General features: G+C 72.1%; 3 protein-coding genes. All 3 read right to left on the bottom strand.

The window, feature by feature from the left end:
• Window positions 1-690: tRNA dihydrouridine synthase (locus ACXJKL_RS19980; protein ID WP_457208742.1), on the bottom strand; the 690-nt coding region annotated here is incomplete at its 3' end.
• Between the two features lie 22 nt (window positions 691-712).
• On the bottom strand, window positions 713-1,378 hold the full coding sequence (locus tag ACXJKL_RS19985; protein WP_457208743.1) for a hypothetical protein: 666 nt from the start codon (window positions 1,376-1,378) through the stop codon (window positions 713-715).
• Window positions 1,379-1,436: 58 nt separating this feature from the next.
• Window positions 1,437-2,042, bottom strand: a 606-nt coding sequence (locus ACXJKL_RS19990; RefSeq protein WP_457208744.1) for a His/Gly/Thr/Pro-type tRNA ligase C-terminal domain-containing protein, incomplete at its 5' end; no start/stop codon positions are given.

Raw genomic sequence — 2,042 nt, forward strand, 5'->3', positions numbered from 1 at the left:
GTCCTGGACCATCCGCACCGCGTCGGCCGCCTCCCAGATGTCGCCGTTGCCGAGCACCGGGATGTCGACGCTCGCGACCAGCTCGGCGATCGCGTCCCAGTCGGCCCGGCCGGAGTAGGCCTGCTCCACGGTGCGACCGTGCAGCGCGATGGCGGCCGCGCCCGACTCCTGCGCGATGCGTCCGGCATCGAGGAAGGTCAGGTGGTCGTCGTCGAGCCCCTTGCGGGTCTTGATCGTGACCGGGACGTCGTACGGCGTCGCAGCGACGACCGCCRCGTCGACGATGTCGGCGAGCAGTCCGCGCTTCCAGGGCAGCGCTCCCCCACCACCCTTGCGGGTCACCTTGGGCACCGGGCAGCCGAAGTTGAGGTCGACGTGCGCGACGCCGTACTCCTCGCACAGGATCTGCACCGCGCGGCCGACGTAGTGCGGGTCGGTGCCGTAGAGCTGGACGGAGCGGGTCGTCTCGAGCTCGTCGAAGACCAGCATCCGGCGCGTCGTCTCGTCGCCCTCGACCAACCCCCGCGACGTGATCATCTCGCAGACGTAGAGACCGGCCCCCTGCTCGGCACAGAGCCGGCGGTACGCCGCGTTGGTGATGCCCGCCATCGGCGCGAGCACGACAGGGGTGTCCACGACGAGGGACCCCCCGGACGGCGCGCGCAGGGTCAGTGACGACGGCAGGGACATGACGCCATTGTCGCCCGTCGGGTCAGCGCCCCTGTCGGGAGGGGCGGTCGCGCCGCCCCTCAGGCGGTGCGGCGGCCCCGCCGGCCCAGGTGATCGCCTCCCGGTCCGGGGTCGGCTGGAAGACCATCGCCTCGTACGTCGACCCGGCGCGGGCGAAGAAGACCAGGCAGGCGCTGTGCGTGTCCCCGGGCGCGAACGACGCGGGCAGCGGACGGGAGCGGCAGGGGCGGAACGGCTGCGTGAAGGCCCACGGAGGGCCGAGGGTGTCGGAGGTGTCGAGGAGGTAGAGCGGGACGTCGAGGCCACCCAGGTCGGTGTCGCCGGCGTTGGCCACCCTCACCTCGACGTAGTAGGGGCGGGCACCCTCGACGGCGCCCGGGGCGACGAGGCCGTCGAAGTCGGCCGTGTCCGCCTCCTGGACCGCGTCGACACTCAGCTCCAGCACGCCCGCGAGGTCGGCCGAGGGGCGCCAGGCCACGGTCGCGGTGTCCTCGAGGTCGAGCACGCTGCCGGGCTCGGTGGTGTCCTCGTCCGAGGCAGCCCCGTCCGCGGCGGCCCCGGGCGAGGCGTCGGCGGGCGTCGAGGACCCCGCCCCGGGGGCGTCGTCGGCGGACGACCGGTCGGTGGAGCAGCCCGCCAGGATCAGCACCGCCGTGCAGCCCCACGCGACCAGCCCGACCCGTCCCATGCGGGCATTGTGCACCCGGCTCGGGCCGGGCCGGTTCTTCGCGGGAACGGCGCGCGGCTCAGCAGCCGAGCAGGCGCTCCGCGAACCAGCGCGAGATGCCGTCCAGGCCGACCCGCTCCTGGGTCATCGTGTCGCGCTCGCGCACGGTGACCGCGTTGTCGTCGAGGGTCTCGAAGTCGACGGTGACGCAGAACGGCGTACCGATCTCGTCCTGGCGACGGTAGCGGCGACCGATGGCCCCGGAGTCGTCGAAGTCGACGTTCCAGTTCTGCCGCAGCTCGGCGGCCAGCGCCTTCGCCTTCGGGGAGAGATCCGCGTTGCGGCTCAACGGGAGCACGGCCACCTTGATCGGCGCGAGGCGCGGGTCGAGCTTGAGCACGACGCGCTTGTCGACACCGCCCTTGGTGTTGGGCGCCTCGTCCTCGGTGTAGGCGTCGATGAGGAACGCCATCAGGCTGCGCGTCAGGCCGGCCGCCGGCTCGATCACGTAGGGCATGTAGCGCTCATTGCTGGCCTGGTCGAAGTAGGACAGGTCCTTGCCGGAGTACTCGCTGTGCTGCTTGAGGTCGAAGTCGGTCCGGTTGGCGATGCCCTCGAGCTCCTCGAAGTCACGGCCGGAGAACCCGAAGCGGTACTCGATGTCGACGGTGCGCTTGGAGTAGTG

Source organism: Nocardioides sp. P5_C9_2 (assembly GCF_054049555.1).